Origin of the sequence: Burkholderia sp. Tr-862, assembly GCF_011753085.1 — a bacterium.
Taxonomy (GTDB): Bacteria; Pseudomonadota; Gammaproteobacteria; order Burkholderiales; family Burkholderiaceae; genus Burkholderia; species Burkholderia ambifaria.
This window is the reverse complement of sequence record NZ_VWWG01000004.1, coordinates 20,158-36,401: the sequence shown is the minus strand read 5'-3', so window position 1 is coordinate 36,401 and position 16,244 is coordinate 20,158. Positions and strand designations below refer to the sequence as shown.

Below are 16,244 nucleotides of genomic sequence, written 5' to 3'. Positions count from 1 at the left end.
CTTCTGGCTTGGAAGCCGCCATTAGCGAGCGAGTGGCTTTGATGGCATGACCTGCACTCGGACGGGAAACTGACTTCTTCATTGAAGTGGCATGCGAGCTTGATGGTTTCCGCAAAGGCGGCATTGGACAGCGCGCAAGCGTGCCCCAGTTTCATCTTCGCAGGACAGTGGCGACGTACGGTGTAATGCTGCTGTCCGACAGCAAGCAGCAACGCAGGCCATGAACGCCGCGACGAGATCTCGCGAGGGTGGACCAGCATGCTAATATTCGCACGCGAACAATCGAAGGAGCGCGAAAGGATTTCGAATGGATCACCGGCTCGTTTATCTCTTGAATGTGGGGCAGCGTCGTCTGCATCGTTGGTCTCAGGCGCGCACGGCTGCTGGCGGCGTAACGGCTGCGCAAGCCGGTCTGCTCTTTTTTCTGGCGAAGAACGACGGGGCCTTGATGCACGAGGCAGCGGCCGCGCTCGACATCAAGGCGCCAGGAATGAGCGGTCTCGTCGATCGAACCGAACGTGCGGGCCTCATCGAGCGCCACGCGGACGAATCGGATGGACGCGCGACACGCCTGTGGCTCACCAAGGAAGGTCACAGCGTGCTCAAGCGGACCAAGGCGGGTCTCGTCGACCTGAATGCACGGCTCACGGAAGGGTTCTCCGCATCCGAGATCGACATCGTGGCGCGCTGGCTGAGCAGCCTGCAGGAAAAGTTTCCGGCCGACGACAATCCGGAATAACCGCGCGGGATCGTGTGCCGCGTCCCGCGCGGGCCTGTCCCATGTTGTGTCAGCGTACCTTCGTGAAATCAGGTTGGCGCTTTTGGGCAAAGGCCATGAACGCTTCCTTTGCCTCCGCGCTGCCCAGTCGCTCCACGAAAATGGCGCTTTCGTTGTCCATCTGCGCGACCAATTTTTCCGCGTCGCGCATCAGTCGTTTCGTTGCCGTGAGCGACCCACTGGGCTTTGAGGCAATTTTCGCGGCGACGCGATGCGCTTCCGCGCGCAGATCGGCTGCGCTGACGGCCTTGTTCGCGATGCCCCACGCAACCGCGGCATGGGCGGCGACAGGTTCGCCGAGCGCGAACATCTCGAACGCTCGGTTATGGCCAATCCGCGATGGAAGCAGGTAGCTCGATGCTGCCTCGGGAACCAGCGCGAGATTGACGAAGGGCGTGATCAATTGCGCATCTTCGGCAATCAGCACGTAGTCGCAATGTAACAACATCGTCGTTCCGATGCCGACGGCCTTGCCTTGAACCGCAGCGACGAGCGGCTTGGTCGCCGTCGCAAGCGTGCGCAGAAAGCGCACCACGTGTCGTTCCTTCGGCCCGTCTCCCGCCGCTTGTGCAGCGAATTCCGCCACGTCATTCCCTGCCGTGAAGCTGTCTCCATCCCCCTGAAACAACAACACCCGGATCTCGTCGTCGTCATTCGCCCTTGCGACGGCGTCTGCCAGCGCGCTGTACATGTCGTTGGTGAGCGCGTTCTTCTTCTCGGGGCGCGAGATCGTAACAGTCAGTACCCCATCCGAAAGAACAGTCTTGATTTCCGGCGTCATGGTTTCGTCTCCAAAGTAGGGTTGAATCGTCGAAGCGTCGCGGGAACTGGTTCGCATGCGAATATTATGTCAGTTCGCATGCGAAGTAAACGCGTGGATGCACTTCGGTTCCGGAGGCGGATGGGGCTGGCGCATCAGCGTCACACGTGGACACGTCGCGCGCCGCGCGTGCTCGATTGTTGCTTTTACGTATCGTCGCTTGTGCTCGGATGTGGGCGCGTAGTCGATATGCCGAACGTGCTAGCAGGCGCTGCTTTCGTCATATCGATCAGTGTGCGTACCGGATGTTCGAGGTCATCTCGTCATCATCGAGCAGGCGGGGAATGGATCCTTGCAAAAAGTCGATCCAGCTTCTGATCTTGGCATCCAGGTACTCGCGGGACGCGTATATTGCGCGGATCCGTGATCCCGGCAGCTCGATCGAACTCGGTTGAACGGACGCATCGAAATCGACAGAGCATCTTTTTCGTTATGGCTCAGATGCGGCAAGTGCTTTTGACCCGCCCGCACCTCACGCCAGCAAGCACGCGATCAGATCGTGCGTCGTGCGCACCTCGTACTTCCGCAGCAAGCTCGCGCGATGGATGTCGACCGTGCGCGGGCTGATGTTCAACTCCTTGCCGATCTCCTTGCTCGTCAGGCCGTGAACCAGGAATGCCGCGACGTCGCGCTCGCGATCGGTCAGCGTGCTCGTGACGTCGGGATGCTTTGCGCTTTCGGACAGGTCGGTGAAGGTCCAGACGGCCAGCTCGAAGGGCCGCTTCGGGTTGTATCCGAAGCCGCACACGGTGACCCAGAAATGGCTGCCGTCGACACGGCGCATGATGCGATCGTCGCTGAACCCGGCATGTTTCGCGAGCAGCGGCGCGAGGCGCCGGCCGGTCGTCGCGAAGTCCTTCTGCTGCGGATACAGCTTCGCGAACGACTGGTCGATGATGTCGTCACGGGTCGCCCGGAACAGCTGCAGCGCCTTCTCGTTGCACTCGACCATGATGCGCTCCCTGGCCACGATCGCCGCGACGGGCAGATGTCGGAAGAGATCTTCGTAATCGAGACGGGGCGTCGTGTCGGTCATGTTCGGCATCTTGTCGACGGGGCCGAACCGCGTTCGGACCAAGGCTATCGGGCAGGTTCGCTCCTGCCGGATTGTAGCGCTTGCCGAACGCTCACCCGACTTGAAAGACGCAGCAATCGTGTCCTTCGCCCGCGCACTGGACTTCGGTCGAGTGCGCGCGCGGGCCCTTGGCAGCCGGGTCGGCCGCGGTGTCGTTGACCCAGTCCATCGCGCCGGCGAACCAGCCCGCGAACATGTAGCACAGCTTGCCGTGTTTGTCGGGCTGGGCGAGCACGAACGACGAATGGTGCAGATGGATGCGCGCATGCGACGTCGCAGGATCGGCTTCGACGAGGGTGAACAAACCCCAGCCGCGCTGCGACAGCCGCTTCAGATAATGCTCGAACACGGCCATGCCGCTGATGCCGTGCTGCGTCGCCTCCTTGTCGCACCAGTGATAGGCCGACTTGTAGCCCGCCGTGTAGAGAATCGAAGCATAGGCTTCGCGGCCGAGCGCCTCTTCGATAGCTGCATGATTGTTCGTGAAGAAGTGGCGCGGCACGTACAGCATCGGCAGCGCGTCGGTCGTCCAGACACCGGTATCCGGATCGACGTCGATGGGCAATTGCGGGTGCATGGCGGGTGCGTTGATATTGGGCGATTCAACCGTTCCAGACTTCGCCGAATACCCGCAGCCAGTTTTCGCCCATCACCTTTTTGATGCGCGATTCGCTCCAGCCGGCACGCTGCATCGCGGCCGTGAGGTTCGGGAATTCGCCGATCGTGCGGATGCCTTGCGGATTGACGACCTTGCCGAAGTCCGTCAGACGACGATAGCGGCCCTTGTCGTGCGTGATCCAGTCGAAGAACTCGGTGCTGTAGCCCTGCGTGAAATCCGTGCCGATACCGACTTTGTCCTCGCCGATCAAGTCGATCACGTATTCGATCGCTTCGAGATAATCGTCGATAGTCGCGTCGGCGCCGCGCCGCAGGAACGGCATGAACATCGTGACGCCCACGAAGCCGTTGGCCTCCGCGATCTCGCGCAGTTGATCGTCCGTCTTGTTGCGCGGATGCTCTTTCAGGCCGGACGGACAGCAGTGCGAGTAGGTGACCGGCTTCGTCGAACAGGCGATCGCGTCGGACGACGTCTTCGCGCCGACGTGCGAGAGATCCACCATGATGCCGACCCGGTTCATCTCCTGAATCACTTCGCGGCCATAGCCGGACAATCCGCCGTCCGGCTCGTAGGAGCCCGTGCCGACGAGGTTCTGCGTGTTGTAGCAGAGCTGCACCACGTTCACGCCGAGTTCCTTGAACACTTCGATGTAGCCGAGATTGTCCTCGAACGCATACGAGTTCTGGAAGCCGAAGATGATGCCCGTCTTGTTCTCCTTCTTCGCGCGCAGGATGTCGTCCGTCGTGCGCACCAGTGTGAGAATTTCGCTGTATTCGCGGATGTGCTGCTTCATTTCCGCGATGTTGTCGATCGTCTTCTGGAAGTCGTCCCACACGGAGACCGTGCAGTTGACGGCCGTGACGCCGCCCTTGCGCATGTCTTCGAACACGGAGCGCTCGAATTTGGAAATGTTCAGGCCGTCGATGATGATGCTGGCGTCATGAAGGCTGGTCATCGTGTCGCTCCGTGCGTTGATGTTGTGCGGGACGGCCGCTCAAACGGCGCGTTCGACGCCGCGCTTGGCGGACTGGGCGGCTCTGCCGGTTGCCGGGCCGGCTTCCTCGAGTGCCGTCTTCGACGTTTCCGGCAGCGACAGACCGCCGATCATCGCGAAGATCGACACGGCGATCAGGTAGTACGCAGGCGACAGGTTGGTCCCGGTCGCCGAGATCAGCCACGTGGCGACGAGCGGGGCGGTGCCGCCGAAGATCGTGTAGGCGAGGTTGTAGGTGATCGCGGACGCCGTATAGCGGGTTTTCGTCGCGAACACTTCCGACATCAGCGGCGCCGTCACCACGCCCGAGAACACCGCGCCGATCGCGAGCAGCGCGACGCCGATCAGCGAGTGCGACAACACGCCCGAGCCGCCCAGCGAGAAGGCCGGATACACCGACACGATGATGAAGATGCCGGTCGTGGCGATCGTCGCGCGGCGGCCGACGAGGTCGGAGAAGAGGCCGGCGACCGGGCACAATGCCGCGGCGAACAGGAGGGCGAGCACCGTCACGAGGAGCGACGTGCCGCGCGACAGGTGGCCGGCCACTTGCAGGTAAGTCGCGAAATACGTCGTGAACGTGTAGAAGGACAGCGCCGTCACGGACACGAACGCACCGAGCTTCAGGATGTTCCGCGACTGCGAATGCAGCGTTTCCATCAGCGGGGCATGCGCAATGTCGTGCTTGCCTTCGAGCGCCTGGAACGCGGGCGTTTCATTCAGGTTGACACGCAAGTAGACGCCGATGAGGCCGACCGGTGCCGCGATCAGGAACGGCACGCGCCAGCCCCACTCGATCATCGCCTGCGACGACAGCGACGACTCGAGCAGATAGGCGACCACCGCCGCGCAAGCGAACGACGAGAAGGTCGATACCGGCACGAAGCTGCCGAAGAAGGCGCGACGGCGGCGCGGCGCATGTTCCATCACGTACGCGCATGCGCCGGCGTATTCGCCGCCGGCGGAAAAGCCCTGCACGCAGCGGATGATCGTGAGCAGCAACGGCGCCCAGTAGCCGATGCTCGCGTAGGTCGGCAGCAGGCCGATCAACGTCGTCGAGCCGGCCATCAGCAGGATCGTCAGCGCAAGCGTGCGCTTGCGGCCGATCCGGTCGCCGATGACGCCGAAGATGAGGCCGCCGAGCGGTCGGAATGCGAAGGCCACCGCGAAGACGGCGAACGTCTTCAGGAGTCCGATCGTCGGGTCGCCGCTCGGGAAGAATTCGCGCGTCAGGATGGTGGCGAGAAAGCCGTATGCGGCGAAATCGAACCATTCGACGAAATTGCCGATCGACGCTGCAGCGATCACGCGTCGTAACGTTCTGGTGTCGACGTCCTGGGTGGTCATGGTCGTGTCCTCTTCGTGTGGGGCGCTTTGGGTCGCGTCGAAACCCATGGTAGGGAGGACAATTACCTAGGTCTATACGTGTCAATTACCTAGGTAATCGGGGGCGGGGCGGGGCTGATGGGCGATCGGCCCGACTGTCGGATGGGCGTCGGGAATCGGGCAAAAAACCGCGCGCGCGTTCGGGCACCAGGCAAAAAGCCGCGCCCGCAGCGTGGCGAAAGACAAGCGCGAGCCGGCTGCGGGTTCAGGGGCGGGTGGCAAGGCGCGTGGCAGGCTTGGCAAACGCCAAGCCTGAATCGTCGGAAGAATGACGCCGGCCATTGCGTCATGGCAGCGGGGGCGAACGGTCGCCTGGCCGCACGGGGCGAGTATGGGGCTGACGCCATGTGCCGGTGCGCCTCTGGGGCGACGAGCGAACCTAGGAACGGCGGAAAGGTTCGTACAGGGTCGATGAAGAGAACATCGTCAGAATAAAAGCCCCAGCATCGCCGCCTTGACCGCGGCTTCGGTCTTGTTGGTTGCGTTCAACTTGCGCATTGCATTGACGAGGTGAAATTTGACGGTGCGGTCGTCGACATGCATGATTTTGCCGATCTCGGCGTAGGTTTTCCCCGCGGCAGACCATCGCAGCGTCTCGCGCTCGCGAGCAGTCAGCTCGACGGCATATTCGGGCACGAACTGCGCGAGCAGATGCATGCTCATCGCATAGTTGGCCATGTTCGCGAGCCATGACATCTGGTAGCCCTTTTCCGCGAGCTCGCGCTCGTCGATCGGCTCGCCCGATCGCACCATGGTCACGAGCCCGATCGCCCCGGTGCGGCTGATGGACGGCATGCACCAGCCGTGGCGCAAGCCATGGTGTTCCGCTTCGTCCCAGAACTCGACGCTCTGTGTCTGGCTATCGGCGCGCCAGATCAACGGGCTCATCTGGCTGAGTCCATGCCGCACCGTCGGGTCGACGGCAAAATAATTCTGGCTCACATAGCGGTCGACCCACGTCTGCGGATAGTTGGACTGCAGCATGAACTGCGGCTTGCTGACCGGCAATGGAACGCGCAGACCGAACGAACAGTACTCGAATCCAAGTGCTCGCACGTCAGCCGTGAACTCCCGAAACACGTCGGTCTCGGATTTTGCCGTAGCGTATCCATTCAGATACTTCTCTCTCCAGGCATGCATATCATTACCTTTCGGTCAATCCTGCCCGCGAAGGCGGGCTATATCGTGAGGTTGGTGCGTTGACCGGTTTTTCAACAACTTATTCAAGAGGGAGACTCATTGTTTCAAGTATCGAGTGGCAAGCATGGTGTGTTCGCGAATTTTTCTCCGTGATGGCGGATTCAGGGGGGCCCGCGCTCGATATTGATCGCTCGAGTTGTGGGGTTTGCATGTGGGCATGGCGACTTGTACATCCTGATAATGCGGTGGCATTGTTTGGATGATTTGTAATAATCGTAAATAATATGCACACGATCGCGCCGGCTATCACGAATCACAACGCGGGCGCGCTACAAGCGTTGCAATGGCCTTCGCCTAGCCGATAGCCGCGAATCTTGCCAAACTATGCGGCAGCGATTTTAACAGGTGCCACGTCGAGAGAACGGACATGCCAAAAAAACTGAACGATGGATACGTACGATTGACCTTGCCGGCGTTTTACGCGCTGCACTTCCGTCAGCATATGTGTCAGCAAGCCCCGAACGTGTTGCATGACTTGTGGGGCGAGGGCATTAGCGCCGTCAACGCCGGCTACTACGAACTGATCTGCACCGAAACGCGACCGACCGCGAGCGTCGGCTGCGTATGGCATGTGGCGGTGGGCCAGTCCGACGTGAGGGTCGGGAAGGACGACGTCAGCAGCAACGTGATGCTCCTCAACATGAACGGTGACGATTATGGAGCGCGATACAGCCAGGAATTGATCCAGGGCTGGCTGTGCTCGGGCGTCCGTCAGCGCGAACTTGAATCGGCCATCTTCGCAGGTCACTGATTTTGTTTTCAATGCATAGGGTTATCTTGCATGAAACCCTATGCTTCGCGGCACATCATTTATGCCGCTCCGCCCCCGATTTCCATCGATCCTCCTGATCCGTGTGGCAATGGCGCGATGACAGCCACGGTCATCCATGCCGTGACGCGGCCCTCCGATAATCAAGTGCGCTCCGGCCGGTTTTTCCGACCGACTCCCGTAGCGCTCGCCAGTTGAATTCCGCCCTCTCCGTTTGCACGGCGTAATGTCCCAGCGCATTCGCCGCGAAGAATCTCGCCCGAACGCCCGACCCTGCCCATTCGGGCAGCTTTTTTGACTTGGCAATTTCGGGTCCAATTCGCGCTAACAATTCTGAGATAAGAGAGAGAGGGCATTTACGATGCTGACTTTATTGTCGGGAAGAAGCGCTGATTTGAGTCGCGAGACGATGAATCGACTTGCGGAGTTTCGGCATAAGGTCTTTATACAGGAACTCGGTTGGTCATTACCCACCGGCGACGGCATCGAATTTGACGACTTCGATCACGCGGACACCCTCTATGTCGTCGCTTGCGACCGCAGCGGTGAAATCGTCGGATGCGGTCGGCTGCTGCCGACCGATGAGCCTTATCTGCTCGGTGAGGTGTTTCCGGATTTGATGGGCGGCGCATCCCTTCCCTGTGCGCGCAACGTGTGGGAACTGTCCCGCTTCGCGATGAGCATGCCGCGCGGCGAGTCGTTGACCGCGGAAGAGTCGTGGCAAAACACGCGCGCCCTGATGTCCGAAATCGTCCGTGTCGCGCATGCACATGGCGCCGACCGTCTCATTGCCTTCTCCGTGCTCGGCAACGAACGGCTGCTGAAGCGGATGGGCGTCAACGTGCATCGCGCTGCTCCGCCGCAAATGATCGACGGCAAGCCGACCTTGCCGTTCTGGATCGAGATCGATGAGCAAACGCGCGCGGCGCTGAACCTCGACGCGCTGGAACACAGCGTGCCGTTCAACCTGTCGCGCGCCCTGCCTATGTCGCACGCGTTCGGACAAGCGGTGTGAACGCTCGATGCGCACGCACCGGGAAGCACGACGGTCCGCCGCAGCCGTGCCCCGGTGCAATGAATTAACTCAAAGGTGTGCCCTGAAGATGAACTGCTTTAACGACGTGGCTCGGCTGGTCCTGGCCCGAAGGGGGAAGGTGAAATGACGCTTCGAGTGGTAGTGACCGGTATTGGCATCGTGTCCCCATTGGGTTGCGGTAAGGAATTGGTGTGGCAGCGCTTGATCGGAGGAAGCTCCGGGCTGCGCCGGCTCGGCGACGACATCGTCGGTGAACTGCCCGCCAAGGTCGGCGGGACCGTACAGGGCAAGACCGACGATCCCGACGGCGGGTTCGATCCGGAGCTTTCGGTGCCGAACAAGGAACTGAGGAAGATGGATCGCTTCATCCAGATGGCGATGGTCGCCGCGGACGAGGCGCTCGCTGAATCCGGATGGGCGCCGCAAACCGAGCATCAGCGCGAGCGCACGGCTACGGTCGTCGCATCGGGCATCGGTGGATTTCCCGGTCTGGCGGAGGCGGTCAGGATTGGCGAGACGCGTGGCGTGCGGCGGCTGTCGCCGTTCACCATCCCGTTCTTTCTGTCGAATCTGGCGGCTGGCCAGATTTCGATCAAGCACCAGTTTCGCGGGCCTCTCGGCTGTCCCGTGACTGCCTGTGCGGCGAGTGTGCAGGCAATCGGCGATGCGATGCGCCTGATCCGGACCGGCGAGGCCGATGTCGTGCTGGCCGGCGGCGCCGAAGCGGCCTTCGACAAGGTCAGCCTGGGCGGATTCGCGGCGGCGCGGGCGCTGTCGACCGGTTTCGGCGATCAGCCGACCCGGGCCTCGCGCCCGTTCGACCGCGCCCGTGACGGCTTCGTCATGGGCGAGGGGGCCGCGATGCTGGTGGTCGAGTCGCTGGACCATGCCATCGCACGCGGCGCCAGCCCGATCGCGGAAATCATCGGGTATGGAACCACGGCGGACGCCTATCACATGACCGCCGGACCCGACGACGGATCCGGCGCCATGCGGGCGATGAAGCTGGCGCTGGCCATGGGCGAGATCGCCCCGGAACAGGTGGGCTACGTCAACGCGCATGCGACTTCGACGCCAGTCGGCGACTCCGGAGAAATCGAGGCGCTGAAAACCGTGTTCGGCGTGGGCGCCGGTCCGGCGATTTCCTCGACCAAGTCGGCCACCGGGCATTTGCTTGGGGCGGCGGGCGCCATCGAAGCGGCGTTTTCGATTCTCGCCCTGCGCGATGGCGTGATGCCCGGCACGCTGAATCTCGAGCACCCCGACGAAGCTGCCGCCGGCCTGGATCTGATCGGGCCATCCGCACGGCACGTTCCCATCGAGATCGCACTGTCGAACGGGTTCGGGTTTGGCGGCGTCAATGCCTCGGTGCTGTTCAAACGGTATCCGCCGGATAGCTCGGCCTCGGCGCATTGAACCCAGACGCTCGCAGCCCGCGTGCCATTCGACATTTAGAAAGGATTGCGAAGCGTCGGTAATCGGCGCTACGTCGCGGTCCGCCTACGCCCACGCCATTCGATGGCGAGGGCGCGTCACGTGCAATCCGGGTTCCAGTCGTCATCCAAAGGGAAAACTTTCCGTGTTAGACACCCTCATCGTGGGCGCCCGCTGCGCGGGCGCCACACTCGCGATTCATCTGGCGCGCGCCGGCAAGCGCGTTCTGGCGATCGACGCGGGCAATCTCCCGAGCGACCAGCCATTGTCCACTCACTGGATTTCGCCGTACGGCATGGCGCTGCTGGACGAACTGTCTCTGGGTGACAAGGTGCGCAGCTTCGCGCCGCCGGTGCCCAGCATGATGTATGGCGTCGACGAGGTGACCGGCCGCATCGAGTATCCGGTCGGCGGACGTTGCTCCTGCCCGCGACGCATGGATCTCGATGCGGTCCTGCTGGAGGAGGCGCGCACCTCGGGGGCCGAGGTTCGTACGCGGACCAAGCTGGTCGGCCTGCTGCGCGACGGCGGGCGGGTGACGGGCGCGGTGGTCGAACAGGGCGGAGCCCGTGAAGAAATTCGGGCGCGGGTCGTGGTGGGCGCGGACGGTCCGCACTCGACCACGGCGGAACTCGTGAACGCCGACGAGTATCACGACTACGACTGCCCCCGTGCGATTTACTGGGCCTACTGGCCGCGGCCGGACTGGTTCGACGACGATCCACGCTATCAGGGTGGCGCGATGAACTGCCTCTTCGGCGACGATATCGTGTTCGTCTTTCCGACCAACCGCGACCTGTTGCTGATCGGGGTGGCTTTTTCGAAAGCGCAGTTGCCGGAGTGGAAAGGGCGCGTGCTCGAAAAGCTCATGGAGACGCTGAGCGCCAACCGTCACACGGCGCCGCTGATTACCGGGGCGCCTGCGAGCAAGGTGCTCGGCGCGTTGAAGCTGCGCTTTTTCTTCCGTCAGGCAGCAGGGCTGGGCTGGGCCCTGGTCGGCGATGCGGGCCTCTTCATGGACCCGTCCCCCGGCTTTGGGATTACCGATGCGCTGCGCGATGCACGCGCGCTCGGCCGAGCGATTGTCGACGGCGGCGACGACGCGCTGGTGCGCTACTGGCGTCAGCGTGACGCGATCTCGATCGACCTGTTCGAATACTCGCGTAGTCGCGGCGCCCTCGACCACAACAACCCGCTCAGCCGGATCCTGTACGGCAAGCTGGCGACCGATCCGGTGCTGCAGGCACGCTTGCTCGCTTCACTGAATCGCGAGTGCTCGCCGTTTGCGGTATTCGATCGGAGCGATATCAAGCAATGGGCAGACGAGGCCGTTGCGCGCGGCGAGATGGACGTGATCCAGCCTTTGATCGACATGTCCCGGCGAGGCGAGGCGATCCGCGCCGAGATGGCGTTGCGCCAGCGTCTGGCCGAGGAAGCCTGTTCCGGCCGGCCGCAAGCGTCCGAGCCTGACGAGATCGAATCGTTCGCGGTCGGCAGCGATCACGACGTTCGCGTGAAGGAGTCCATATGAGCGCGGAACACCGGAGCGTGGTCGTTGCGGCCACGCGATTTCAAGCCACGGCGGGGCACGTTCGCCACTCGCCGGCCCTGCGTCGCGTAACTCGAGGAGAGACGCTTTGACCATCGAAGCCACGCTGGACAGTGAGCTCGCACTCTCGCGGCTCAAGCTGCCACGACACTTCCACCGAATCAGTTCCGTCGCCACGATCCTCTATCTGGCGCACGCGCTTGCATTCTTCCTGATCCCGGCCGCGGTGGCGTTCGCCGTCGTCGATATCCCGGCGTCGACGCCGACACGCATTGCCATGGCGATCGTCTTGGGCGTGATCGGCGGGCATGGCATGCACCTGCTGACCTTCGTCGGGCACGAGGGGATGCACACGAACCTGCATCGCAACAAGTACGTGAGCGCCGCGCTTGCGCTCATCTGCTCGTCGCTGGTGCCCGGCTTCCTGATCGTCGGCTTCAGCATGACGCACTGGAAGCACCATCGCTTCACCGGTCAGGACATCGACCCGGATGTCCAGATCTATTCGCAGTACCGCACATTCTGGTCGCGCTTCTTTCTCGCGCGCTCGACGGGCGTGCGGATCTATCTGAAGAACGCCATGCGCATGGCGGCGGGGCTGCCCTGGCCGGAGAACACCCGGTTGCCGTTCAGCCAGCGCGAAATGCGCTGGATCTCGCGGCTCAACGTTGCGTTGAACCTGTCTGCGGTGACGGCCTACGGGTTCATCTGGCATCGCTCGTTGTGGCTGGGTTTCACGGTCATGCTGATTCCGTATATCGGGGTGTACGTGTTCAGCACGATCCGCGCATACATCGAGCACACGGATACCGTGCCGGGGCGATATCGCGACAGCCGCAGCTATACGTCGCCGATCTATACCGCGCTGTTCTTCGGCAGCAATTACCACCTCGAACACCACCAGTATCCGGCCGTCCCGTGTTATCGGCTGCCCGCGCTCCACGCGTACCTGGCGTCCCACGGGTTGTTCGAGGGGACAGGCGCGCAGGTCGAGCCGTCGTTCCTTGGGGCGTTGCGTTATACGACGGGTCGCTTCCAGTACCCCTGCGTCAACCTGCAGTCCGCGACGGACGAATTCCTCGAGCGGATGGCAGACGGTCGTCTCGATCGCGAAGCGGCCACGGCCGACGCTCGGGACGGCGACGCGCTGGTCGCCGTCGCGCGCAAGTAGAAACGATCCGGTAGGTACATGCCAGCCTGAACTCGGGTCCGGTGTGCCACAACGCCACCCCTGTAGCAAAGAGAGGAATCATGTTCATCCAGAATGCGTGGTACGCAGCAGCACTTTCCGAGGAAGTCCAGCGGGAGCCCTTTGGGCGGACGATCCTGAATCAGAAGATCGTCATGTACCGTACGTTGGCGAACCAGGTCGTCGCCCTCGAGGACCGATGCCCGCACCGACAGGTTCCGTTGTCCCGCGGGCGCGTTGTCGGTGACGATCTCCAGTGCTGGTACCACGGGCTCCGGTACGACTGCTCCGGCGCGTGCGTCAGTATTCCGAGCCAGAGCACGATCCCGAAGGGCGCGCGGGCGCGGGCATTCCCCGCCGTCGAGAAATACGGCTTCATCTGGGTGTGGACCGGCGAGCCGGACCAGGCCGACGAAGCGACGATCCCGAACCATTGGGTCTGTTCGGCGCCTGAACTCGCCGGGAAGATGAGCTATTGCACCATCGCGTGCAGCTACTTGTTCGGCATCGACAACATCCTCGACATCTCGCACGCCGCGTTCGTGCATGCGAAGACGCTGGGTTCGCTCGACATCGTCGAGACGCCGCCCGAAATCGTGATCAACGACGATGAAGTCCGCGTGCGCCGGTACCTGCGCCGCGAGAAGACGCCGCCGCTCTACACCCATATCCTGAAGCTCGACTACATCGACCGCTTCCAGGAGGTCGTGTACTGGCCCATCGGCAACACGCGGGTCGAAACGCGGGCGCACGCCTGCGACGATGCCAGCGGCCAGGTCTACCACGTCTACACGACGACGATCTTCACGCCCGCCACGGACACCACCACGCATGTCTTCGTGGGCATGCACCGCGATTTCGACATCGACAACGAACGGTTTACCGAGTTCACCGCGAAGGAAGTGTTCGCCACCGTCATGGAGGACAAGGACGTCGCGGAGAGCCTGCAGGCGAACTGGAGCCCCACGGCGCCGATGATCGACATCCAGCTCGATCGACCGGCGTTTGCCGCGCGGCGGATATTGGAGCGCATGGGCGCGAACGCGTCGATTCGAGCAGCCGTATGACGCACGCAGCGGAAGTATCGACGATCACCGGGAAGGAAACGACGATGAATCACCAAGGACGAGCCGGTCTCTATGTCGGCGAGTTGCTGCGCGAGCTCGACACGTCGGCGCAGGACGAGGTCAGTTTGCGGCATCCGATGACGTTCGGAGAAATCGTCGGTCGCGGCCAGGTCGAGCGCCTCGCGGCTGCCGCCGACGGCATCTTCTCCGAGGTGGAGCCGACACACGCGTGGAGCGGCGCCGATATCGGCGGGCGCGAATGGCACGGCCGCTTCCAGGACCGTCAGATTCGCGGCGTGACGGTGGCGCGCCGGTTCGGCACGCGCATTCAGGTCGACATCTTCCTCGGCTCGTTTCCCGCGCCGGTGCGCCGGGCGCTGTATGACGCGAGCCGGGATCTCGTCGACGCCAACGTGTGGACGCTGCCGCCGGGGATCGATACCGCGTTGCCGCCGGTACCCGACGATGAAGTGCTGGACGCCAAGTTGCCGTTCGGCATCACCGACGAGATGTTTCTGACCAGTCCGGTGGCGTGCAAGCCGATTCGCGGCAGCGCCGATGTCGAACGCGTTTGCGGCCACTCGATCGCGGTCTACGGCGGGCGGGCGAGCGGCCCGCGTCTGTCGGCCGGCGCGACGACGCTGAGCCTCTGGACAGGAGAGGTCGGCGGGCTGCCGCTGGAAGTGGCGAACGTCATTCACTGGGAAGATGCCCGGAACGTGAAGGGCATGGCAATGGCGATGCGCCCGTGGCCGGTCGTGGCGCTGTTTCAAGCGCGGATGCGGGCGCGAACGCTGTCGTTTCTCGACGCGTCGTATTTCGAATCCGAATCGGGCGACGGCGTGACACCGCTTCAGCCGCGCGAGGTATAAGGACATGAACGGACCCAGCGTGCTCACTCCGCAGGCGCAGTCGAACGCCGTCTCGCCGTGGCCGGTTTTCTGGATCGCCAGTGTGGCGGTGTTCCTCGTTTCGATCGACGTCACCGTGCTCTACGCGGCATTTCCCGCGTTGCGATTGGCGTTTCCCGATGCGCACCCGACCGGCCTGTCGTGGGTGCTGAACGCGTACACGCTGGTGTTCGCCGCGTTGCTCGTGCCGGCCGGCCGCCTCGCCGACCTGCGCGGGCGCAAGCGCACATTCCTGCTTGGTCTCGCGATGTTCCTGGCGGGATCCTTCGGCTGTGGCATCGCCACGCGTGTCGAGATGCTCTGGGCGATGCGCGCCGTGCAGGGAGCAGGCGCGGCGCTGTTGTTGCCTGCGTCGCTGTCGATCCTGCTGGCGGCGTTCCCCGTCAACAAACGGGCGATCGCCGTGAGCTTGTGGGGCGCGGTCAGCGGGGTGGCCGGTGCGTTGGGGCCGAGCCTCGGCTCGTTCCTGGTCGATCGCTTCGGCTGGCCGTCAGCCTTCTTTCTCAACCTGCCGCTCGGGGCGATCGCGCTCTGGCGCGGGAGGCGCATTCTCGACGAGTCGCGCGATCCCGAGCGGGGCGCGCCGCTCGATCTCATTGGCGTCGTCTTGCTGATCCTCGGCGTTGGCTCGATTGCTTTCGGTTTGGTGCAGTCGGAGGCGGTCGGCTGGACTTCCCCCGAGGTGGCGGTGGCGATCGCCGGTGGGCTGGTCATGCTGGCCGCGTTCGTTGCGTGGGCGCGCACGGCACGGGCCCCGGCCATCGATCTGTCGCTGTTCCAGGATCGGACTTACCGCTACATCAATCTGGCTTCGCTGTGCTTCGCGATCGGCTTCGCCATGATGTTTTTCCAGACATTCCTGTTTACCACCGGTGTCTGGTCGTATTCGCTGACACGTGCGGGATTGGCCGGCAGCCCCGGGCCGTTGCTCGTCGTCCCCACGGCGATCGTGTGCGGACGGTTTGCGGCGCGCGCGGGGCACCGGCTTCTGCTGGTGACCGGGAGCCTGATCTCAACGGCGGCAAGCGTGTGGTTCGCGCTGGTGCCCGGCGTCACGCCCGACTATGTGCACGCGTGGCTTCCGGGGGCGCTGCTGACCGGACTGGGGGTGGGCATGGTCATGCCTGCGCTGTCGGCCGCCGCCGTCGCGCATCTGCCGCCGGCCCGCTTCGGCGTGGGCTCGGCCGTGAACCAGGCGATACGCCAGATGGGATCGGTGTTCGGCGTGGCGCTGACGGTCGCCATAACAGGCAACGCGATAGGTCACCTCGCGGAATTCCGCACCCTTTGCTACCTGCAGATCGCGCTCGGTCTGGCCACCGCAATCCTGTGCGCGCCGGTGGATACGCGACCGCGAGCGCTGGCGCCTGCGACGGCGCATTGATGGCCGGGTGTTGGCCAGCGCCGGTTGGCGCAT

The 16,244-nt window shown here is 63.2% G+C and carries 15 protein-coding genes; 9 read left to right on the top strand and 6 right to left on the bottom strand.

Translation table 11 applies throughout. The features are described 5' to 3' along the window. Positions 1-307 precede the first annotated feature (307 nt). Complete coding sequence (locus F3J14_RS02350; RefSeq protein WP_006749586.1) at positions 308-739, top strand: MarR family winged helix-turn-helix transcriptional regulator; 432 nt, start codon at positions 308-310, stop codon at positions 737-739. Positions 740-788: 49 nt separating this feature from the next. Here F3J14_RS02350 and F3J14_RS02345 read toward each other — a convergent pair whose 3' ends face one another. The 6 genes from F3J14_RS02345 to F3J14_RS02320 all read right to left on the bottom strand — a co-directional run bounded on the left by F3J14_RS02345 (position 789) and on the right by F3J14_RS02320 (position 6,752). Beyond that, entirely contained in the window at positions 789-1,559 is a 771-nt protein-coding gene (locus F3J14_RS02345; RefSeq protein WP_166721598.1) for an enoyl-CoA hydratase, read from the bottom strand. 511 nt (positions 1,560-2,070) lie between these two features. Continuing rightward, a complete protein-coding gene (locus F3J14_RS02340) occupies positions 2,071-2,643 on the bottom strand; it encodes a PAS and helix-turn-helix domain-containing protein (protein ID WP_041491586.1) in 573 nt (190 codons plus the stop codon). A gap of 82 nt (positions 2,644-2,725) precedes the next feature. After that, positions 2,726-3,250, bottom strand: a complete 525-nt coding sequence (locus tag F3J14_RS02335) for a DUF5943 domain-containing protein (protein WP_166721597.1) — start codon at positions 3,248-3,250, stop codon at positions 2,726-2,728. Positions 3,251-3,275: 25 nt separating this feature from the next. Further along, a complete protein-coding gene (locus F3J14_RS02330; protein ID WP_166721596.1) occupies positions 3,276-4,247 on the bottom strand; it encodes a dipeptidase in 972 nt (323 codons plus the stop codon). A gap of 39 nt (positions 4,248-4,286) precedes the next feature. Next, entirely contained in the window at positions 4,287-5,633 is a 1,347-nt protein-coding gene (locus tag F3J14_RS02325; protein WP_006749591.1) for an MFS transporter, read from the bottom strand. A 465-nt stretch (positions 5,634-6,098) separates the two neighbouring features. Next, on the bottom strand, positions 6,099-6,752 hold the full coding sequence (locus tag F3J14_RS02320; protein ID WP_228908934.1) for a LuxR family transcriptional regulator: 654 nt from the start codon (positions 6,750-6,752) through the stop codon (positions 6,099-6,101). A 487-nt stretch (positions 6,753-7,239) separates the two neighbouring features. On the opposite strand from F3J14_RS02320, the gene F3J14_RS02315 reads away from it, so the two are divergent. The 8 genes from F3J14_RS02315 (at position 7,240) to F3J14_RS02280 (ending at position 16,211) form a co-directional block, all read left to right on the top strand. Then, a complete protein-coding gene (locus F3J14_RS02315; protein ID WP_166721594.1) occupies positions 7,240-7,623 on the top strand; it encodes a DUF4902 domain-containing protein in 384 nt (127 codons plus the stop codon). A 379-nt stretch (positions 7,624-8,002) separates the two neighbouring features. Next, a complete protein-coding gene (locus F3J14_RS02310) occupies positions 8,003-8,656 on the top strand; it encodes an acyl-homoserine-lactone synthase (protein ID WP_166721593.1) in 654 nt (217 codons plus the stop codon). Positions 8,657-8,800: 144 nt separating this feature from the next. Then, the gene (gene fabF, locus F3J14_RS02305) at positions 8,801-10,093 is read left to right on the top strand and encodes a beta-ketoacyl-ACP synthase II (RefSeq protein WP_166721592.1); all 1,293 of its coding nucleotides are present in this window, start codon (positions 8,801-8,803) and stop codon (positions 10,091-10,093) included. Positions 10,094-10,256: 163 nt separating this feature from the next. Further along, positions 10,257-11,642 carry an NAD(P)/FAD-dependent oxidoreductase gene (locus F3J14_RS02300; RefSeq protein ID WP_166721591.1) on the top strand — a complete coding sequence of 462 codons (1,386 nt, stop codon included), beginning with the start codon at positions 10,257-10,259 and terminating at the stop codon, positions 11,640-11,642. A 106-nt stretch (positions 11,643-11,748) separates the two neighbouring features. Then, a complete protein-coding gene (locus F3J14_RS02295) occupies positions 11,749-12,831 on the top strand; it encodes a fatty acid desaturase (RefSeq protein WP_166721590.1) in 1,083 nt (360 codons plus the stop codon). A gap of 41 nt (positions 12,832-12,872) precedes the next feature. Then, positions 12,873-13,916, top strand: a complete 1,044-nt coding sequence (locus F3J14_RS02290) for an aromatic ring-hydroxylating dioxygenase subunit alpha (RefSeq protein WP_348771933.1) — start codon at positions 12,873-12,875, stop codon at positions 13,914-13,916. 44 nt (positions 13,917-13,960) lie between these two features. Beyond that, positions 13,961-14,788, top strand: a complete 828-nt coding sequence (locus F3J14_RS02285) for a hypothetical protein (protein ID WP_247682098.1) — start codon at positions 13,961-13,963, stop codon at positions 14,786-14,788. Positions 14,789-14,792: 4 nt separating this feature from the next. Then, positions 14,793-16,211 (top strand): MFS transporter, encoded by a 1,419-nt coding sequence (locus tag F3J14_RS02280; RefSeq protein ID WP_166721588.1) that lies wholly within the window; start codon positions 14,793-14,795, stop codon positions 16,209-16,211. Positions 16,212-16,244 lie beyond the last annotated feature (33 nt).

Bases quoted from the DNA above. Each gene is read 5' to 3' on its own strand.
- fabF (WP_166721592.1), top strand. From the start codon at position 8,801: ATGACGCTTCGAGTGGTAGTGACCGGTATTGGCATCGTGTCCCCATTG.
- F3J14_RS02345 (WP_166721598.1), bottom strand. From the start codon at position 1,559: ATGACGCCGGAAATCAAGACTGTTCTTTCGGATGGGGTACTGACTGTT.
- F3J14_RS02325 (WP_006749591.1), bottom strand. From the start codon at position 5,633: ATGACCACCCAGGACGTCGACACCAGAACGTTACGACGCGTGATCGCT.
- F3J14_RS02350 (WP_006749586.1), top strand. From the start codon at position 308: ATGGATCACCGGCTCGTTTATCTCTTGAATGTGGGGCAGCGTCGTCTG.
- F3J14_RS02285 (WP_247682098.1), top strand. From the start codon at position 13,961: ATGAATCACCAAGGACGAGCCGGTCTCTATGTCGGCGAGTTGCTGCGC.
- F3J14_RS02315 (WP_166721594.1), top strand. From the start codon at position 7,240: ATGCCAAAAAAACTGAACGATGGATACGTACGATTGACCTTGCCGGCG.
- F3J14_RS02340 (WP_041491586.1), bottom strand. From the start codon at position 2,643: ATGCCGAACATGACCGACACGACGCCCCGTCTCGATTACGAAGATCTC.
- F3J14_RS02280 (WP_166721588.1), top strand. From the start codon at position 14,793: ATGAACGGACCCAGCGTGCTCACTCCGCAGGCGCAGTCGAACGCCGTC.
- F3J14_RS02330 (WP_166721596.1), bottom strand. From the start codon at position 4,247: ATGACCAGCCTTCATGACGCCAGCATCATCATCGACGGCCTGAACATT.
- F3J14_RS02310 (WP_166721593.1), top strand. From the start codon at position 8,003: ATGCTGACTTTATTGTCGGGAAGAAGCGCTGATTTGAGTCGCGAGACG.
- F3J14_RS02335 (WP_166721597.1), bottom strand. From the start codon at position 3,250: ATGCACCCGCAATTGCCCATCGACGTCGATCCGGATACCGGTGTCTGG.